This window comes from Halopseudomonas nanhaiensis (genome assembly GCF_020025155.1).
GTDB lineage: Bacteria > Pseudomonadota > Gammaproteobacteria > Pseudomonadales > Pseudomonadaceae > Halopseudomonas > Halopseudomonas nanhaiensis.
Map to the genome: position 1 here is coordinate 1,303,452 of NZ_CP073751.1, position 17,302 is coordinate 1,320,753.

The 17,302-nt window shown below is 58.9% G+C and carries 15 protein-coding genes; 13 read left to right on the forward strand and 2 right to left on the reverse strand.

What is annotated here, in order from left to right; translation table 11 throughout:
• Window positions 1-20: 20 nt before the first annotated feature.
• From KEM63_RS05870 to pelG, 5 genes are read left to right on the forward strand one after another with little or no spacing between them, the layout of a single operon-like run.
• Window positions 21-539 carry a penicillin-binding protein activator LpoB gene (locus tag KEM63_RS05870; RefSeq protein ID WP_223655263.1) on the forward strand — a complete coding sequence of 173 codons (519 nt, stop codon included), beginning with the start codon at window positions 21-23 and terminating at the stop codon, window positions 537-539.
• Entirely contained in the window at window positions 539-1,906 is a 1,368-nt protein-coding gene (locus tag KEM63_RS05875; RefSeq protein WP_223655264.1) for a PelD GGDEF domain-containing protein, read from the forward strand. Before KEM63_RS05870 ends, KEM63_RS05875 begins: the two co-directional genes overlap by 1 nt.
• On the forward strand, window positions 1,884-2,870 hold the full coding sequence (locus KEM63_RS05880) for a HEAT repeat domain-containing protein (protein ID WP_223655265.1): 987 nt from the start codon (window positions 1,884-1,886) through the stop codon (window positions 2,868-2,870). The genes KEM63_RS05875 and KEM63_RS05880 overlap by 23 nt, the downstream gene beginning before the upstream one ends.
• Window positions 2,867-4,426 carry a GT4 family glycosyltransferase PelF gene (pelF, locus tag KEM63_RS05885; protein ID WP_223655266.1) on the forward strand — a complete coding sequence of 520 codons (1,560 nt, stop codon included), beginning with the start codon at window positions 2,867-2,869 and terminating at the stop codon, window positions 4,424-4,426. Before KEM63_RS05880 ends, pelF begins: the two co-directional genes overlap by 4 nt.
• Complete coding sequence (gene pelG / locus KEM63_RS05890) at window positions 4,426-5,796, forward strand: exopolysaccharide Pel transporter PelG (protein WP_223655267.1); 1,371 nt, start codon at window positions 4,426-4,428, stop codon at window positions 5,794-5,796. Before pelF ends, pelG begins: the two co-directional genes overlap by 1 nt.
• Window positions 5,797-6,211: 415 nt before the next feature.
• On the opposite strand, the gene KEM63_RS05895 is transcribed toward pelG, so the two are convergent.
• Both KEM63_RS05895 and KEM63_RS05900 read right to left on the reverse strand, forming a co-directional pair.
• Window positions 6,212-6,670 carry a hypothetical protein gene (locus tag KEM63_RS05895; protein ID WP_223655268.1) on the reverse strand — a complete coding sequence of 153 codons (459 nt, stop codon included), beginning with the start codon at window positions 6,668-6,670 and terminating at the stop codon, window positions 6,212-6,214.
• On the reverse strand, window positions 6,667-11,334 hold the full coding sequence (locus KEM63_RS05900; protein ID WP_223655269.1) for a DUF6531 domain-containing protein: 4,668 nt from the start codon (window positions 11,332-11,334) through the stop codon (window positions 6,667-6,669). Before KEM63_RS05900 ends, KEM63_RS05895 begins: the two co-directional genes overlap by 4 nt.
• Before the next feature lie 507 nt (window positions 11,335-11,841).
• Between KEM63_RS05900 and KEM63_RS05905 the strand changes: the two genes are divergently transcribed.
• From KEM63_RS05905 to cpaB, 8 genes are all read left to right on the forward strand, one after another.
• Window positions 11,842-12,126: a hypothetical protein gene (locus KEM63_RS05905; protein WP_223655270.1), complete on the forward strand. Its 285-nt coding sequence runs from the start codon at window positions 11,842-11,844 to the stop codon at window positions 12,124-12,126.
• 7 nt (window positions 12,127-12,133) lie between these two features.
• Window positions 12,134-13,651, forward strand: coding sequence for a Tad domain-containing protein (locus KEM63_RS05910; RefSeq protein ID WP_223655271.1), 1,518 nt, complete (start codon window positions 12,134-12,136; stop codon window positions 13,649-13,651).
• A 17-nt stretch (window positions 13,652-13,668) separates the two neighbouring features.
• Window positions 13,669-14,484: a TadE family protein gene (locus tag KEM63_RS05915; protein WP_223655272.1), complete on the forward strand. Its 816-nt coding sequence runs from the start codon at window positions 13,669-13,671 to the stop codon at window positions 14,482-14,484.
• Window positions 14,484-14,921 (forward strand): hypothetical protein, encoded by a 438-nt coding sequence (locus tag KEM63_RS05920; RefSeq protein ID WP_223655273.1) that lies wholly within the window; start codon window positions 14,484-14,486, stop codon window positions 14,919-14,921. The genes KEM63_RS05915 and KEM63_RS05920 overlap by 1 nt, the downstream gene beginning before the upstream one ends.
• Window positions 14,918-15,451: a hypothetical protein gene (locus KEM63_RS05925; protein ID WP_223655274.1), complete on the forward strand. Its 534-nt coding sequence runs from the start codon at window positions 14,918-14,920 to the stop codon at window positions 15,449-15,451. Before KEM63_RS05920 ends, KEM63_RS05925 begins: the two co-directional genes overlap by 4 nt.
• 83 nt (window positions 15,452-15,534) lie before the next feature.
• Complete coding sequence (locus KEM63_RS05930; protein WP_223655275.1) at window positions 15,535-16,167, forward strand: hypothetical protein; 633 nt, start codon at window positions 15,535-15,537, stop codon at window positions 16,165-16,167.
• A 9-nt stretch (window positions 16,168-16,176) separates the two neighbouring features.
• Complete coding sequence (locus tag KEM63_RS05935; protein WP_223655276.1) at window positions 16,177-16,350, forward strand: hypothetical protein; 174 nt, start codon at window positions 16,177-16,179, stop codon at window positions 16,348-16,350.
• Window positions 16,351-16,358: 8 nt separating this feature from the next.
• A complete protein-coding gene (gene cpaB, locus KEM63_RS05940) occupies window positions 16,359-17,300 on the forward strand; it encodes a Flp pilus assembly protein CpaB (RefSeq protein ID WP_223655277.1) in 942 nt (313 codons plus the stop codon).
• Window positions 17,301-17,302 lie beyond the last annotated feature (2 nt).

Consider the following 17,302-nt stretch of genomic DNA (forward strand, 5'->3'; position numbering starts at 1 on the left):
CATCAAACAGGAGACTCATCATGCAATGGTTCCGTTATCTGACGCTGGCAGGCCTCGCAGCGCTGCTTGGCGGTTGCGCCAACTTCACCGGCCAGCAGGGCGAGGCCTTGCCGCGCGAGGCGCAATGGGGTCTTGTGCCCATGGTCAACTATTCACAAACGCCGTTGGCCGGAGAGCGCAGCGAACAGATCCTGCTCAGCTCGTTGACGCGCAAGGGCCTGCAACCGCGTATCTATCCGCCCGCACGGCAGGGTGATCTGATCCTGGTCGATGACCGCGAACGGCTCGCCGCCGCGCTGGATTGGGCCCGCCAGCAGCGTCTGGACTATGTCATCAGCGGCAGCATTGAAGAGTGGCAGTACAAGAGCGGCCTGGATGGCGAGCCCGCTGTTGGGATCAGCCTGCGCGTGCTCGAGCCGTCTACGGGCAGGGTGCTCTGGAGCAACAGTGGCGCTCGCGCCGGCTGGTCGCGCGAGAGCCTGGCCGGCTCGGCGCAGAAAGTCATCGACAAGCTCGTCGACGATCTGCAGCTTCAGTAATGACTATCGACTCCCCCCACAAGGACTTCAGCCTTGCGCCCAGCGCACGGGGGCCGGGTGCCTGGCTGGAAACGCTGCTGATCACCGGGATCACCATAGGGCTTGCCTGGTGGTTTTCCCCGCAGGACCCCCTGAAGGTGTACGGCTTTCCGTGGTCGATGCTGGCGCCCCTGCTGATCGGGTTGCGCTATGGCTTCGTCAAGGCACTGGCGAGCGCGCTGATTCTGGTTGGTTCGGTGGTGATCCTGCACCGTCAAGGCAGTTCGCTTTATGCCGAGCTGCCTTCTGCGTATATCGTTGGCACCCTGATCGTAGCGATGCTGGTGGGTGAGTTTCGCGACAATTGGGAGCGGCGCCTGCAGAAGCTGCAGATGGCCAATGAATACCGGCAGTACCGGCTGGACGAGTTCACCCGCGCGCATCAGATTCTGCGGCTGTCGCATGACAGGCTCGAGCAGCGCGTAGCCGGCGGTGACCAGAGCCTGCGCAGCTCGCTACTGCTGCTGCGCGAGCAGCTCAGAAAGCTCGAGCGTCGCGGCGATGCGCTCGAGAGCATGGCCGATGCGGTCATCGGGCTGCTGGGTCAGTACGGCTCGCTGCGTGTGGCGGGGCTGTATCGCATGCTCGATGATCAGCGGGTGGAGCCCAAACCGCTGGCCACGCTCGGCGAGATGGCGCTGCTCGACCCCGATGACCAGCTCGTGCGGTTGTGCATCGAACAGCGCAAGCTGGTCAGCGTACGCGAGATGTTCATCGAAGGCGGGGAGTGGAAGGGCTTCACCTCGCTACAGGCCTGCGTGCCGCTGATCGACGCCGAAGGCAGGCTCCTGGCGCTGCTGGCGATTCGGCAAATGCCGTTCTTCGCCTTCAACGACCGCACCTTGAGCCTGTTGGCACTGCTGGCGGGGCATGTGGCAGACCTGCTCAACAGCGACCCGGTGTCGCTGCGGCTGGACGACGCCGATGCGCAGTTCTTCTCGCAGCAGCTCAAACGCTCGCTGATTGACGTTGAACAGCACCATCTGTCTGGAACCCTGTTTGCCGTCGAGCTGCGCACGCCTGATGAGGAGCTGATCCGCGTGCTGGTCGACAGCCAGCGCGGGCTGGACCTGCAGCTGCTGGTGACCAACCGGCAGGGCCACCAGTGCATGCTGATTCTCATGCCGCTGACCTCGGCGCAGGGCATTGGCGGCTACATCAACCGCCTGCAGTACCTGCTTGGCGAGCGATTCGGTCAGGAACGCCGTCTCGAGGACTTCGATCTGCGCACCTTGCACTACGAGCTGGTGCCTAACGGCGAGCGCCAGGGCCTGCGCAATTTCATCTACAACGAGTGTGGACTGAATGCTAGCCAAGTGGCTGTTTAGCGGAGCGCTGGCGTTCGAGGCCAGCAGCTGGGCCGGTCTGGCATCGAGCCCAGGCCTGCTCGAAGGGTTGCTGGTCGCGGTACTGCCGCACGCCGCTGCCAGCGCGCTGCTGACGCTGGCGGTATGGCGCCTGCTGCCGGCCCGCTACCGCCGGCCGCTGCCCTGGTCGCCGCTGTTTTTATTCAGTCTGGCGTTTTTCATCCCGGTGCTCGGTGCTGTCGGGCTCATTGCTGCAGTATTCCCAGCGCTGTATACGCAGCGCAGCCATGACGAGCCGATGTGGCAGTCTCTTGGCGTGCCCAAGCTGCCATTTCGTCCGCTGGAAAGCGGGCGCTCACCCATGTTTCACGATGGCGGCCTGCAGGACGTGCTGAACCTGGCATCCGACCCCGAGCAACGGCTGGCCGCGCTTATGGCCACGCGGCGCATGCCCGCTCACGACTCGATCCCGATCCTCAAACTGGCACTGCGTGATTCGTCTGACGACGTGCGCTTGCTCGCCTATTCGATGCTCGATCAGAAGGAAAGCCGCATCAACCAGCGCATCGAACGGCTTATCGAAGAGATCGGCTCGGACGGAGCGGGGAGCGCGGCGCAACATGCAGCGTTGGCCCGCTGGTACTGGGAGCTGGCCTATCTCGGCCTGGCGCAGGGCAGCGTGCTCGACCATGTGCTGGATCAGGCCTGGACGCACAGTGCCCGCTCCCTTGAGCTCGAACCCAACCCCGAACTGGACCTGCTGGCCGGCCGCGTCGCGCTGGAGCGGGGCGACATCGTCACGGCCCGGCACCAGTTCAACAGCGCGCGTCTTCAGGGCGTCAGCCCGGACAAGGTGCTGCCATTCCTTGCCGAGGCGGCGTTCGTCTCCGGCCGCTACGCAGAGGTCAGGCGGTTGCTGCACAGTCTGCCCGCCGGCGCCACGCTGCGCCCCCCGTTTGCCGACATTGCCAGGTACTGGACATGAATGCCCCCGAGCGCTTCGCCACACGCGTCGACTCCGGACGCGAGACTTCACATGAGCAAGTGACGGCGGATGTGTGCCTGCTGCTCGAAGGGACCTGGCCGTACGTGCGAGGCGGCGTGTCGAGCTGGATCAACCAGATGATTCTCGGGCTACCGCATCTGACTTTCTCGGTCCTGTTCATCGGCGGCGAGAAAAAAGCCTACCCCAAGCGCAACTACGAGCTGCCGCCCAACGTGGTGCATCTGGAAGAGGTGTTCATCGAATCGGCCTGGCAGGCCGACAAGGCCGCCCCGTCCAGATCACGCCCCGCCGCGGAAGCGGATCTGCAGCAGCTCTACCGGGTATTCCATCATCCGCTGACGCCCGATGAGAGCGAGGTGGACATGGTGCTCGATGCACTGGCCCAGGGGCGCTTGTCTCTCGCCGATATGCTGCGCAGCAAGCAGAGCTGGCAGACCATTGCCGGTGGTTATCGCGAGCACTGCAGCGACCCCTCGTTCATCAACTTCTTCTGGACGCTGCGCACCATCCAGTCGCCGGTGCTGATGCTCGCCGAGGCCGTACAGCGCATGCCGCGTGCGCGGACGCTGCACACCATCTCCACCGGCTATGCCGGGCTCGCCGCCTGTATCCTCAAGCGCCGCTGGGGCTGCGAGCTGATACTCAGCGAACACGGCATCTATACCAAGGAGCGCAAGATCGATCTGGCGCAGGCAGGGTGGGTGCCCGAGAACCCGGACGAAGCCCTGAGCAGCAGCATGGATACCCAGACCGGCTACATCCGCACGCTGTGGATTCGCTTCTTCGAGCGGATCGGGCTGCTGGTCTACCGCTCCAGCGATCCGATCGTGTCGCTGTACGAAGGCAACCGCCAGCGGCAGATCAAGGATGGCGCCGCCCCCGGACGCACGCAGGTAATCCCCAACGGTATCGACCTGGCGCGCTGGGCTGAAATCATCAACCAGCGGCCGGCGGGCATCGCTCCGGTGGTCGGTCTGGTTGGCCGCGTGGTGCCGATCAAGGATGTAAAAACCTTCATACGCGCCATGCGCGGCGTGGTCAGCGCCTTGCCGGAAGCCGAGGGCTGGGTGGTCGGGCCGGATGAGGAAGACCCGGACTACGCTGCCGAATGCCGCAGCCTGGTGACCAGCCTCGGGCTTGAACGCAATATCCGCTTTCTGGGCTTCCAGCGGGTGCACGATATCCTGCCCAAGCTCGGCGTGATGCTGCTTACCTCGATCAGTGAAGCCCAGCCGCTGGTGATTCTGGAGGCCTGGTGCGCCGGTACGCCCGTTGTCTGTACCGATGTGGGCTGCTGCCGCGAACTGATCGAAGGGGTCGATCCCGAGGACCGGGCGTTGGGGGTAGCCGGGGAAGTAGTCGCCATTGCCGACCCGCAGGGCACCGCCAAGGCTGTGCTGCGGCTGTTACGCAGTCAGGCTGCATGGAGCCGCGCACAGCAGGCCGGGCTGGCCCGGGCACACCGCTATTACGGGGAGGCGCTCATGCTGCAGCGCTATGAGCAGATCTACCGCACCGCCGTGGAGCGCGACTGATGGCAGGCATTGGCTTCGAACTGCGCCGGATTCTGGCGCGCGACTCGTACTCGTCCACGCTACGTGCGTACGTATACGCAGGCCTGATCAGCTCCGGCCCCTGGGTGCTGTCGATCATCAGCGTGATGCTGATCGGCTTTCTCAGCCTGGGCATCGTGCTGCCGAGTACGCTGGTGCGGCAGTTTCTGGTCACGGTGACCTACCTGATGGCCAGCTCGCTGATCATCACCGGCGGCCTGCAACTGTTCTTTACCCGCTTCGTCTCCGACCGCCTGTTCGAAAAGCGGCTGGACATGATCCTGCCCAATCTGCTCGGCGTGCTGTTCATCATCACCGTTGGCTGCGGCCTGCTGGGCGCCGTGTTGCTGGCGCTGCTGTTCGACCAGAGCTTTACCTACCGCACCCTGGTGCTCGCCAACTTCGTGGTGCTGTGCGATCTGTGGATCGTGATCATCTTTCTCTCGGGCATGAAGCAGTACAACCGCATCCTGATCATCATGTTCTGCGGCTACGCCCTGATGGTGCTCAGCGCGCTGGTGCTGCGCCACTGGCAGCTGGACGGCCTCCTGCTGGCGCTGCTGTTGGGCCACGCCTCACTGCTGTTCATGTTCCTGTTCGACATCCTGCGCGAATACCGCTCCGACCGGCTGATTGCCTTCGACTTCTTCGACCGCAAGAAGGTATTCGTCAGCCTGCTGTTCACCGGCCTGTGCTACAACCTGGGCATCTGGGTCGACAAGATTCTCTTCTGGTTCAACCCGGCCACCTCCGATGCAGTCATCGGTCCGCTGCGCGCCTCCATGCTGTACGACCTGCCGATCTTCCTGGCGTACCTGGCGATCATCCCCGGCATGGCCGTGTTCCTGGTACGCATCGAAACCGACTTTGCCGAATGGTACGAGCGCCTGTTCAGCGCCATCCGTGAAGGGCAGACGCTGCAGCACATCGGCCAGCTGAAGAACGAAATGACCCTGTCGATCCGCCAGGGCCTGCAGGAAATCTGCAAGGTTCAGGGCATCACCATCGTGCTGCTGTTTCTGTTTGCCCCCACGCTGCTCGACTGGCTCGGCATCTCGCACTACTACCTGCCGCTGTTCTACATCGACCTGATCGGCGTGAGCATCCAGGTCGTGTTCATGGCCCTGCTCAACGTGTTCTTCTACCTCGATAAACGCCGCATCGTGCTGGAACTCACCGCACTGTTCGTCCTGCTCAACGTCGTTCTCACCCTGATCAGCCAGTACCTCGGGCCGAGCTTCTTCGGGTACGGCTTCACCGTGTCGCTGGCGTGTTGTGTGCTGGTGGGGCTGGCGCAGTTGAGTAGGGCGTTGGATGAGTTGGAGTATGAGGTGTTTATGTTGGGGCGGTGAGGGATTTAGATGCTTATAGAACGCTGCCTTGCTTCAAACTGGGGATAAGGAGTTCAAAGGATCTTGCAGACCGGCCGGCATAGGGTTCGTCGCCCTCTGTTGCTCTCTAAGGCTAATGCGAGAGCGATTGCAAGACTCGTCATGGCTATTCCTCTAAGGCTAGATCGCCATGCCGATGCAGCGGCGAGAGCTTTGTGCATACGGATGCCCCGAAATCACGATCTGGCCGCGCCAGAAACAGCACATTTGGACGGGCCTCGGCGGTGGTCGTGCGCTACGTGAATATACTGCACACACTGGGACAGCATTCGTATTTGGAGTACTAGAAAATCTGAGAGACCCCGGCTTTTTATAGGGCCGAATAAATCCAAGCTATCCCCGGTAAGGTCTACTCATTCCATTTTAGGGTTTTTTGCTAACTTCTGCGTCCGCTTCGATGGTCTGGGGACACATAGCATTCTTTCCCATAAAGCACTCGTTGCGCGCTTTCGATTTCATGCATAACTTCAGAGATTATGTTGTTGAGGAAGCGGTCGGCGATTTTTGAAAGATTATGATGATTGTGCGATTGATAAGTGCTTGGGTCTCGCTTTAACAGGCACAGAATCTCTAGCCTCGGCGCGCGGACGTCAGCTGTGGAAAACTCGAGTCCGCTCAACATTACCAGTTTTCTTGTTATCGATTCGGAAAGCAGTGTTCTGGCAGCGGTGGCTTCGGACGGGAGTTTCTCCCAGACTTGCTGGTCGAGCTTAAGGTGATCTAGATGCGTTTCCGCAATCGATAATATAAAAGTATCTTCGCCCGGGTCAGCAATTGCGGTTGAGCAAAGTACAAAAAAGAGGAATAAAAAAGAAAAAATATTTAGCTTTTTCATCGGCTTAGCAAATCCGTTAGAGTGCTGTCGTAGGGCCTTCCAAACGCTTCTATGAATGTCGGCTGATTAATTACCGCCGGTCCATGCATTTGAATGTCCATGGCTTCTGGAATTATTGATAATAGTTCGGCTGAGCTAGATATTGCCCCCATCGTCCCGATTATCCCGACAAGAGGGCCAATTCCAGGGATGCTGCCTGCAATGTTCCCCGGCCCTATTAATTTATCTGCTAGTCCTGCCCCATGCAGGTTTACAAGTCGCATCGCTTGTTCCCTGGCATACTGGTCGAAGTTCCGCCAAGCTATCTCGTAATGCCTGAAATCGTCGTTTGGCCATGCTGAGAGCGAAATGCCCTGCGCATACTCTTTGAACATGGCGTGCTCGAACGGGTTCGCGGCTTCGAATGTCTTCAGAAACTCTGAATCGAACCCATCGTAGAACGTTTTCTCATTCGCGCAGAGTCCAAGAATATCGAAATATGATAATGGTCCAGAATTAGTATAGGCATAAGTGTTAATCCCGCCAATGAGCCCAAGCGGATCACTTTGTATGTACCGGCCGGTGTCCGGATCGTACGTCCTGAAGTAGTTGTAGTAAAGCCCGCTTTCGCGGTCATGATATTGACCTGGAAATCTAAGGTTCAGTGTGAGCTGTGGCTCGCTTGCGTGGTTGAATCTCTCAGCTTCGCCTACCCCAAAGGCATCGCTTTGCCAGCGCCAGATGAGATCCTGGTTAGCATCGGTTGCAGCCCGAGCGGTGAGCAGATGATCGCTGTGCAGCCAGGCGATGCGAGGTGCTTCGTTCTCGGTGGTGTCGATGGCCGCAACCGATCGCAGTTGTAGCCAGATGATGTTCTGCGTTTCTACCGCTTGGCCGGGGCTGGGTTTCTCTGTGCTTTGTAGCTTGGTTTCGCCTAGCAGTTGACCCTGCTGATCGTAGTGGAAGAGGGTGTGGGCTTCGCTCCCGTCGGCTTGCATTACTGCCTTGTGGATGCGTTGGCCGAGCGCGTTGTAGTGGTAGCGGGCTTTCAGTTCGCCGTCTTCCAGGTATGCGCTGATGCGGTTTTGTGCGTTGTATTCGTAGCTGCGGTTGGTGGCATTGCGCTCCAGTAGCGTGTTGCCGGCGGGGTCAAGGATCACGTCATTTTCGCTGGTGCCGAGCAGGCGGTTGCTGGCGGGTGCGTAGAAGTACTTGGTTAGCTCTTCTTTTGCTTCGTCCGGCTCGCCGATGTGGTTCTCGTCGCTTCTGGTGTAGCGCTGGGTCAGTCGATTGCCGACTTCGTCATAGTCGAAGCGCTGCTGCCCGTAGGGACCCTGATCCATGATCAGCCTCTGCAGCAGGTCGTAGCCGAACTGCTGCTGGTAAGTCCGTTGGCCTTCGCTGCGCTCGATGCCGGTGATGTTGTTCAGTCGGTCATACTCGTAAGCCTGCTGCCAGACGGCTTCGTTGTTTTCGTTTTGAACGTTGACCGCAGTGATGCGGCCATCCAGGTCATGCTCCAGCGTCTGGGTCAGGCCGTTGCCATAGGTCCAGCTGTCCATGCTGCCGAAGGGGCGGTGGGTGATGTCGGTAATCAGCGGGGTATCGGTTTGCTCGGTTCCCAGCGTGACCTGGCTGTGGCGGCCGTTCTCATAGTCGTACCGAACGGTCTGGCCGTTGGGGTAGGTGATCGACGCCAGTTGGTTGCCGTTCGTGTAGCTGTAAGTGATCGTTTGCTCATGGGTGTGCCCACCCACCTTTATCTTCCGGGCATCGACCAGTAGGTTGCCGTGGGCATCGTAGCGGTAGTCGATCTGGCTGTGGCGGCTGGTGATGCGGGTCACTCGACCGATGCCAGCGCCATGAGCTTCGTCGTTCTGATCGTAGGTGTAGGTGATGTCTTCGCCTGGATCGCTGTACTGGATGCGAGTGAGGCGACCGAGCGCATCGTAGTGGTAGCGGACGTCCTGGTCTGGCTGGTCCGGACGGTGGGTGCGGCTGAGCTGGCCGGCGTCATCGTAGTGATGGATCTGGATACCGGTGTCGGGGCTGTCCAGTTGCAGCAGCCGTCCCAGCCCATCGCGGGTGTAGCGGGTGGTCGCCTGGTTGGCGGCGATCACGGTGTCGAGCTGCCCAGTCGGGCCGTAGCCGAACTGGGTCTGGCCGTCGGCCGGGTCGCGGGTCTGGGTCAGACGCGCCAGGGCATCGTACTGTTGCACGGTGGTCAGCAGGCCGGTGGGTTCCTCGCCAGCCTGCTGCTCGATACGGATCGGCAGGCCGGCCTTGTCATACTGCACGCGGGTCTGCTGGCCGGCATTGCCCAGCAGCGCAATGACCCGGCCCAGCTCGTCGAGCTGACGCTGCTTGACCAGCACGTCCTGACCTTCTTCGTTCTGAATCGACAGCGTTTCCCAGGCGCCACTGACGGCGTTGGGTGTGACGGCGATGTGCTCGCCCAGGCTGTTGGTCAGGCTGGTGACCTGGCGGGCATCGTTGTAGGTAACCGTCAGGCTGTCACCGTTTTCCCGGTGCAGGGTAGAGGGCAGGCCGTTGGCCAGATACTCGATCTGCATCTGGCTGGTATGGCTGCCGATGCGTTTGATCCCGGTCAGCCAGCCACGGTCGTTGTAGGTCAGCTGGGTGATCAGGCCGTTGGGGTCGGTGATGCGGCCGGGGCGACCCTGGGCGGTGTGGTTGTCATAGCGGGTAACGTGGCCGAGAGCGTTGGTCACACGAACCATCTGACCCTGCTTGTCGTAATCCAACTGGGTCTGAGCTTTGCGCGGATCGGTAATGCGGATGCGCGCCAGGTGCGTGTTGGCATCGTCATGATAGCTGTACTGGTAGGTCCAGCTGCGACTGTCACCGTGGGTGGCGTAGGGCACCTGCTGGGTGCTCAGGTTGACCTCGGTGTAGACCTCCGGGCGGTCCTGCTGGTCATAGTGCGTGAAGGTCTCGCGCTGGGGCTGCCACTGCTGGTCATCGTCCAGACTGTAATAGGTGCGGCGCGTCACCAGCGGCTTGTGCGGGTGCCATTCGCTGACGATGCGCTGGCTCTCCGGTTGTAGCACCGGCGCTTGGTTCTGCCACAACACGCCCTGGGTCAGCTCGGTGATCAGCCCCCGCTCGTTACGCTCCATCAGCGTGGCGCGGCCTTCGGCATCGATGGCGGCGGTCAGATAACCGGTGTCGGCATAGATATGCCGCTGCTGGGTCTCGGGGCAGTAGGGGGTGGCATCGCCCTCGATGCGACTGAGGCGTTTGACGCCCTTTTGCTCGATCAGGTGATAGGTCGCGGTCTTGCCGGCTGCGTTGGTGATGAAGGTCTTGTTGGCCAGATACTCAACCGTGATGCGCTCCACGCCTTGGCCGTGCTCGGACAGCACCGCCCGGCCCAGGTTGTCATAGGCCCAGGTGGCGTAGCGGCGGCCGGCTTCATCGGTGATGCCGGTCAGGTAGTGTGGGAAGTCCGTGTCTTCGTAATGGTAGGTGCGGGCCGGGCCGTCCAGTGTCGAGCGACGCAGCCGGTCGAGCAGCCCCGGTTTGCCCTGGGTGACGGTGAGCAGATTACCGTTGAAGGTGTCATACCCGAACTGCAGCGCCTGACCATCGGGCGTATCGACCCGCACCAGACGCTGGCCGGAGTACTGAAAGCGCACGCGCTGGCCATAGGCATCGCTGACGCTCGCCAGCTGGCCCTCTTCGTTGTACTCAAGCTGCTGACGCTGTCCATGCACGTGCTCGATACTCAGCAGGCGGCCCTGGGCATCGTACTGCTCGGCGCCACCGGTGCCGGGGCGGTAGGTCCAACCGAGCAACTCGTCCTGGCGATACACCCCTTCAAACGTGTCGACGTTGTTGTCGGTGGCGATCCAGCGCTGGCCATCCTGGCGGAAATAGTGCCGGCGGCCATCCTCACGCACCACGCGCATGCGGCCGTCATCGTGAGCAGTGATACGCCGCTCGTAGTTGTGCTGCCAGCCCGAGCCGAGGCTGCCGGCTTCGTCGGTGGCGTGGCTGTTGTAGGCGCGGATGAACGCGAGGGGAAACTCACCCGAGCCCTGGTAATCGACTTCCTGCTGGTACTTGTTGCCAGTCGCGATGTTGATCGGGTTGCCGACCAGGGTGTAGGTCGGTGGGCTGCCGCCGGCGGGGGAGGCGTTCTGATCATTACCCGTGTCGACTGAGCAGGCCATACCGCCGCCCAGATCGCCGCCGGGGTTGAAGCCGGAGGAGCCGCCACCGCCCACGCCATCGAGCCCGCCGCCACTGCCGCTCCCGAGCAAATCATCCCATGCGGTGCCGCCACCAGCGCCACCGCCCGAACCGTCTGCGCCCCCACCGGTACCGCCGCCCACGGTGCCGGAGCCCCCACCCGAGCCGCCGGCATCGCCGCTGCCCGCATCCGTTCCTGAACCGGAGCCGCTCCCTGAGCCTGATCCGCCACCGGAACCGCCGCCCGAACCAGGCCATCCCGAACTCCCCCCACCGGTGCTGCCGCCGTCCATCGAAGCGGGCATGCCGGCCAGCTCCTTGGAGATATGCCCGACGTGCTGGCGGCTGCTGGAGCCGAAGCTGGAAAAGGCGATGACGCCGACGACAATCAGGGCGCTGACGACGATCAGGTATTCAACGAAGGTGGCACCGGCGAGCGGACGCCGGCGGGAGACAAACTTCCGTGTCATGGTAGATCCCGGTCTTTAACTCAAAGATGGAGAACCAACGACAGCGGAACATTGGCGTGCGGGCCGGAGTGTGTTGGCCGAAGAGACGAAGCGCAACGGTGAGTGCGGGAAAAGCTGACGCGAGTCACACAACGGATGTCTGGCGTTCAGGATATACAACGCCAAAAACTAGCGAAGGAATTAGCACCATCACCTATATGGGTGGGAACCGAGGTTCGTGATCTACTTTGCATTTACGATGTCTATGGGTTGTATGTCTACGACGAGATGTCGTTCAATTCGGCCGGAGTTGAGGAGTGTTGTCTGATCCGGCGCACCTTTTATGAGGTGGCCGGTAGAAAGGACGCTACGTTTTCGTCACAGAATTCGTTCGAATTCTCAGTTGTGGCATGTAATTTCCTTTGGCCAGTCAGGCCTGTCTGACGTTGTCATCCTTGCTGAAACCACACGATGAAATTCATTCAGTGCGCTTGCGCGCGGCATTCGTCTGTGCGCGAAGGAGAACATATGCAAACCTTTTCTTTGAGAAAGAAGTCGCTCGGTCAGGGCATGACTGAATACATCATTATCACTGCTCTAATCGCCGTCGCCGCGATCGCTGCCTACAGCTTCTTTGGGCAAACTGTTCGTCATCAAGTTGCCGGTATGGCGAATGAAATGTCGGGGAAGTCGGCTAGCTCTAATATTACCAAAGCTCAAGGTACAGCGGGTCAGGCGGCAACTGCGGCAGGAACAGCGACCTCGTTAGGGAATTACAACGACACCGCTTCCGACATGATCGGCAGCGAATAATCGTTCGATGTCAGCCATGCTCATGCAAAAAAATCAGGATGGATACGCCACCATCTTCACCATTCTGTTGTTCGCGGTAATGGGCCTGGCTGCGTTTTCCATGTTCGATTCAGGTCAGGTCGCGGCTGAGCGGGTCAGATTGCAAAACACTTCGGACGCGGCTGCGTACAGCGCCGCATCTTTGCTCGCAAGGGATTACAACTTCACTGCTTATACCAATCGCGCGATGATTGCTAACCAGGCGGCTATCGGACAGTTGGTGGCGATTAACTCCTGGACTCACTATCTTGAGCAGGAGGCCATCAATCTCGACACCGCCGGTACGATTGCTCAGGTTGTACCTGGGATAGGGCAAGCTATTAAAGCGGTGACAAATGCGGTTCGGATGTTCGCGGAACGTCTTTCAGATGTAGTAGTTCAGGTGACCGGAGCCGGCGTTGGAGTTCTGGACGAATATATATATTTTCTTTCAAAAGCGCAGCAGATTTATCACGAGGCTGCTTATTTTTCCAGTATGGAAGCCACGCTCGCTATCATCAAGCAAAACGATTCAGATGTAGAGTTCGGCTTAGTGCAGACGTTGGCTGGACTAGCGAAGTATTCGGACCGCTGGCAGAGCTCCATTAGAAAAAACGAAGTTTCCTTAGGGCAGGGAAGAGAGAGCGACAGCGTGAACAGGTCTCGCTTCCGCGAAAAAACGGCATTGGTGGTCGCCTCCAGGGATAGGTTTACCGCTGACCGGGCGACGACCTGGATGAATCACCGGTCTTTTGCTGCGCGGATCCAGATGCGAAAGCGGGGCGCGACTGAATTCGACATGGATGACAGCGGGGATGCAATAACCTGGGACTGGACGTCCCTTGATACCGAAAGCCTATGGATCGCGCTGCCTAGAATAAGCCGTTTTCGTATTCGTTATCGCTGGCGCGAGACCATGCCTGTCGGATGGGGTGCAGCGCACGCCTTGGACGAAGGATCGGACCACAACTATTTTAGCCGCAGACAGTGCGCAGGCAACCGCTGTTACAACACCTCTCCCGGTAGCAAGTGGGGCAACGCCTGGGAAAATCGTTGGGCGGCGACGCTTGGTGCCTCTAATGGGCGCGGAAACAACCTCTCCAAGATAAATGGCCTCCGGGATTACCGCGATTTCGAGACAGACCGCGATCCGAGATTCAGTGGTCGCGCGCCAGCTGAATCCAGTCAAAGCCCTGGTGTGACGGTACACCTCGCCAAGAAGTCCTCGAACATTTCCACGAGTCAAGATCAGCTGCAATCCGGCTCGGGGACCGCCGTAGCGGAGCAGCTAAACATTGACTCGAGCGGCTCGCTGCCGACAGACCGAATTGTTTCGGTAGCGACAGCGGAATCGTATTTCTCCAGGCCGACGTCGTTGTGGCCACGGGCAGACCGCCGCCTCGAGCACGGCAATTTGTATAACCCGTACTGGCAACCTCGGTTGACGGAGGTTTCGCCAGGTAGTCGGTTAATCGCGGCGCAGTTAGCTACGGGGTCACCATTGTGAATGGTGTGCCACCTGGTATGAGCTCGGCTATACGAGGCCAGGCGCTTGTCGAGTTTCTCGTCACCGCAGTGCTGGTGCTGGTACCGCTATTTATTGCCATGGTCACCTTAGGCAAGTATCTGGACGCCAGGCACAAGGTTGAGCTGGGCGCACGCTACATCGCCTGGGAGCGGACCGTATGGTCTGAGGGACCGCAGGGTTGGCCAAGCGTTGCCACAGGGAAGAGTGACAACGAGATACGTGGCGAGACTCAGGCGAGAGTGTTTGGCAGGCGCGATCAGGGAATCCAGAGCGATGTAGACGAAGCGCTCAAACGTTATAGCATCGATCCGCTTTTGGAATACGCATACGGCCATCCCACTGGCAATGGTCCGATCCTGCGACAAACAGGTAACGTTTCGGAATTTCCACTGTACGTGAACGCCACCTCAGAGCGTCAGGCAGCGCCTGGAACCGCGGGCGTGACAGAGAGCGCGCTTCGCTGGATCTCAAACGTGCCCTTGTTTGCTCGGTTCGACATAGCTCAGCAAGGCGCCCATACCGGCCGAGTCGCTTTATCGCTGCGAGCGCCAGCGCGCATTTCGGAAATGGCGGAGCTGGATATCCAATTGGACCGAAGCGTGACTCTCATTACGGATCCCTGGAACGCAGGCGGCGCCGGGCATGTACGCAGACGGGTCCAGGGGCTGACTCCTACGAGCCATTTGGACGGTATCGCGAGCGTGTTGACTGACCTGCCGTTTCTGGTCGGACCATTGGAAGTTGTGGGTCGGCTTGAACTTGGCTACATCGACCCTGATCGAGTCCCTCAACAGTATCTAGAGCGCTATTGATGAAGAAATTTTCGCTGCTGTTGGTAGTTATGCTCGCGCAGAGCGCAATCGCCGACGAATTTTTGAACAAAAGTGACGACGAGCTTGTTCAGTATCACTCGATGCATCCCGAGACTGGATGCATGCTTTGGAGGCACGAAGCACGTCATTTTCACAAATTACTCCCGCAAGACAGTCTTTTTCCGGATGAAGTTCGACATGAGATTCTCAAAAAGGGGCACGGGTTGGCAGGCAAGTACAAGGAGCCGGAAACCAGCGTCAACTACATACTGAAGAAAAAAATGTTCGATATGACTGTGTCACGAAGCGCTCCCGCAGATACCGAAGTTTCGGTGTACCAACAGTGTATGAAATATGAACCGGAATATACTTTTTCTACACAGGCAGGCGGTCATCACCCACAGCCGAAACTTCGTTCAGAAGGTACCGAGCCATGAAGTTTGCCGGATGTTCAGTCACACTACTTCTGTATCGCTTGAGTTTACTCCGGTCACGAGGGATGCAACCACATCCTGGCGGGAGGGCAAGCGGGCAATGGCTTTTCTTGCTGTGTGGTTTTTTGCTTTCCCAGACTTTATCTGCTGACACCTTTATTTCTGGAGGTGACGGCGAGCTTAATGAGCACCACCACATGCATCCGGAGATTGGTTGCATGCATTGGAAAGACGAAGCGAGACATTTTCATAAATTGCTGCCAAAGGACAGCGTCGTTCCGGACGACGTCAGACATGAGATTCTCAAAAAAGGGCACGGATTGGCAGGAAAGCACAAGGAACGGGAAACTAGCGTAAACTATATATTGAAAAAGAAAATGTTCGACATGACTGTAGCAGGTAGCCCTCCCGAACATACCGAAGCCGCAGTGTTTGCGCAGTGCCTTAAATATGAACGCGAATATACATTCGCTACACAGGCCGGCGGGCACGATCCAAATCCGAAGTTGCGGTCTACGGATTCTGTCGAATGAATATCTCTGGGAAGGGGTGGGAGCCGCTCTTGCTAGTGTCAATGCGGAGCTACTTGCTCGCGACGCTATCGTTGGGTGTCTCGATGTTTGCTGTAGACTCAGCAGCCAAGCAATTTCCCGAATTTCCCGTGGCGGATCACATGCATGTTTCCATTGTCGCGGAAGAAATTGAGTTTAGCGGAATCCCCATGCAGCTTCTTGAATTCAGGAGCAACCGTGCGTTAGCTGACCTGCAGAAGTTTTATGCATCCGAGTGGCACAATGCGATGGCGGTTGCAGATACAGAAGAGTTTGTTCTGCTTTCTCATCGCGAAGGCGATTTTTTTCAGGTAGTGCAGATTGATCGCAGCGACAGGCTTGGTTCGCGAGGAATCCTTTCTACTTCGTTCGCTTTTGATCCGAGTGAGATTTCGCGAGGAGAACCGGCAAAAGGCTTTCCGATGGTCGCTCACAGCAAAGTGTTGAATGACATCAAAGCCGTAGACGGACCGAAGCATAGCAGAACGCTGATGATCGAGAGTCCGGAAAGCCTAAAACGAACTTATGATTTCTATGACCGACGGTTCGCTCAGGAGGGCTGGAGCAATGCGACCAGTCCAAAGGCCACCGAAAGGAATGTTCTGATACTCAGCCGTCGAAGCGAAGAGCTGAATATGACCTTTTCGGCTTCTAGGCAGGGCACTACGGTCGTCGCGGTGTTGGTGACTCATAGGTAAGGAGTGGTGATGCAAAGGAATTGTAATGGCAGCGCAATGGTGGAATACGCAATTGGTCTGGTCTTTTTCGTAGCGGTGCTGATTGCGCCAGTATTCGACGGCAAGAATGTGATTGAACTATTGATTGAAGCCATCAAGACCGAGCACGCCGCGTACATGTATTCCTCATCGATGCCGCTCTAGGAGAACAGATGAAAGCTGCAAAAGGAATTGGATCGTGGGGTGTGCTTTGCATTGCTCTCGCTGCAGGAGGGGTGGCTTTTTGGCTTTCCCACAACTATCTGGACTCACAGGAAGCGTCTCTGCGGGAGCGCTTGCTGGGCAGCTCCGGAGAGAGTCGCGATGTGGTCGTCGCGATCGCTCCAATTGTTCCGGGTGATGAAGTTGGGCCGCACAATATGGCCATTGCGCAGGTGCCGGCGAAGCATCTTTCAGCCGAAGCCATCACGCCGGAAACCTTCCATTTATACGATGGCCAGGTCGTCCGCCACCCCATGTCGCCGGGAGAACCGCTACTCACGCACTTTCTGGCTGGCGATGCGATTTCGCGGTTCTCGCAGTTGCTGGAGATGGGCGAGCGTGCGGTGACGGTTGAGGTGAGCGAGGTGACCAGTAACGCAGGGATGCTGACCAGCGGCGACTACGTTGACTTGTTCCTGCTCACCGGTGATTCGACGATTACCAGCGAACCCAAGGATGAAAAAGCGCTGGTGCTACTGCGAGAGCGCGTCAGAGTCCTTTCGGTCGGGCGCGCTCCGTTGCGCTCAAAGGAGCAGGATTTCGATGTGATTGATCCTCTGCAAGAGGAGCGTTACGCAACTGTGACCGTCGGCGTACCTCGTGACGACGCAGCAAGGATCACCTTGGCAAACAAGCTGGGCGACTTCGTGTTCATGTTGCGCGGGCCGGACGATGAACGCATTCACGGCGACGAGATTCTTTCGCAGCAACTGCTACGTCAGGATCTATCTGGGGCCAAGGGTGTGGAGTTTTATGTACGCGGCGCCAACCAGAACGGATTCCTCACTCCTACCTATGTACACAGCCAGTCCGTGCAGGCGCGCCGGGACCGCGGTCTGTTGAAAAGTTATGCGCTTAACCTGCCGGCAGCGGACGGCGATTCAGGGAAATGAAC

Excerpts from the sequence above, each read along its gene's own strand:
- KEM63_RS05870 (WP_223655263.1), top strand. The coding sequence starts at position 21 with ATGCAATGGTTCCGTTATCTGACGCTGGCAGGCCTCGCAGCGCTGCTT.
- KEM63_RS05875 (WP_223655264.1), top strand. The coding sequence starts at position 539 with ATGACTATCGACTCCCCCCACAAGGACTTCAGCCTTGCGCCCAGCGCA.
- KEM63_RS05880 (WP_223655265.1), top strand. The coding sequence starts at position 1,884 with ATGCTAGCCAAGTGGCTGTTTAGCGGAGCGCTGGCGTTCGAGGCCAGC.
- pelF (WP_223655266.1), top strand. The coding sequence starts at position 2,867 with ATGAATGCCCCCGAGCGCTTCGCCACACGCGTCGACTCCGGACGCGAG.
- pelG (WP_223655267.1), top strand. The coding sequence starts at position 4,426 with ATGGCAGGCATTGGCTTCGAACTGCGCCGGATTCTGGCGCGCGACTCG.
- KEM63_RS05895 (WP_223655268.1), bottom strand. The coding sequence starts at position 6,670 with ATGAAAAAGCTAAATATTTTTTCTTTTTTATTCCTCTTTTTTGTACTT.
- KEM63_RS05900 (WP_223655269.1), bottom strand. The coding sequence starts at position 11,334 with ATGACACGGAAGTTTGTCTCCCGCCGGCGTCCGCTCGCCGGTGCCACC.
- KEM63_RS05905 (WP_223655270.1), top strand. The coding sequence starts at position 11,842 with ATGCAAACCTTTTCTTTGAGAAAGAAGTCGCTCGGTCAGGGCATGACT.
- KEM63_RS05910 (WP_223655271.1), top strand. The coding sequence starts at position 12,134 with ATGTCAGCCATGCTCATGCAAAAAAATCAGGATGGATACGCCACCATC.
- KEM63_RS05915 (WP_223655272.1), top strand. The coding sequence starts at position 13,669 with ATGAGCTCGGCTATACGAGGCCAGGCGCTTGTCGAGTTTCTCGTCACC.
- KEM63_RS05920 (WP_223655273.1), top strand. The coding sequence starts at position 14,484 with ATGAAGAAATTTTCGCTGCTGTTGGTAGTTATGCTCGCGCAGAGCGCA.
- KEM63_RS05925 (WP_223655274.1), top strand. The coding sequence starts at position 14,918 with ATGAAGTTTGCCGGATGTTCAGTCACACTACTTCTGTATCGCTTGAGT.
- KEM63_RS05930 (WP_223655275.1), top strand. The coding sequence starts at position 15,535 with ATGTTTGCTGTAGACTCAGCAGCCAAGCAATTTCCCGAATTTCCCGTG.
- KEM63_RS05935 (WP_223655276.1), top strand. The coding sequence starts at position 16,177 with ATGCAAAGGAATTGTAATGGCAGCGCAATGGTGGAATACGCAATTGGT.
- cpaB (WP_223655277.1), top strand. The coding sequence starts at position 16,359 with ATGAAAGCTGCAAAAGGAATTGGATCGTGGGGTGTGCTTTGCATTGCT.